This is a genomic window from Citrobacter sp. Cs237, from assembly GCF_030332325.1.
Classification (GTDB): domain Bacteria; phylum Pseudomonadota; class Gammaproteobacteria; order Enterobacterales; family Enterobacteriaceae; genus Citrobacter_A; species Citrobacter_A sedlakii.
This window is the reverse complement of the sequence record NZ_JAOWIB010000038.1, coordinates 1-376: the sequence shown is the minus strand read 5'-3', so window position 1 is coordinate 376 and position 376 is coordinate 1. Positions and strand designations below refer to the sequence as shown.

Below are 376 nucleotides of genomic sequence, written 5' to 3'. Positions count from 1 at the left end.
CGGGTATACAGCGTCCACCCCAGCCGGGACAGAAATCTTGTCTGGCCAGAGCACCGGTAACGTAACGGGTGCCCAGAATGTCCACCATGCAGCTGGTCAGCAGGAAAGCCCTCAACCCTTCACCGGGAGCCGCTCCGGCGGGTACACAGCGCCCACCCCAGCCGGGACAGAAATCTTGTCTGGCCAGAGCACAGGTAACGTAACGGGTACCCAGAATGTCCACCATGCAGCTGGTCAGCAGGAAAGCCCTCAACCCTTTACCGGAAGCCGCTCCGGCGGGTACACAGCGCCCACCTCAGCCGGGACAGAAATCTTGTCTGGCCAGAGCACCGGTAACGTAACGGGTGCCCAGAATGCCCGCCATGAAGCTGTTCAG

The 376-nt window shown here is 61.4% G+C and carries 1 protein-coding gene; it reads right to left on the bottom strand.

Annotated elements, in window-relative coordinates; translation table 11 throughout:
- Positions 1-226 (bottom strand): hypothetical protein (locus OGY07_RS01245; protein WP_286598205.1); only part of this gene is annotated, 226 nt, incomplete at its 3' end.
- Positions 227-376: the final 150 nt, after the last annotated feature.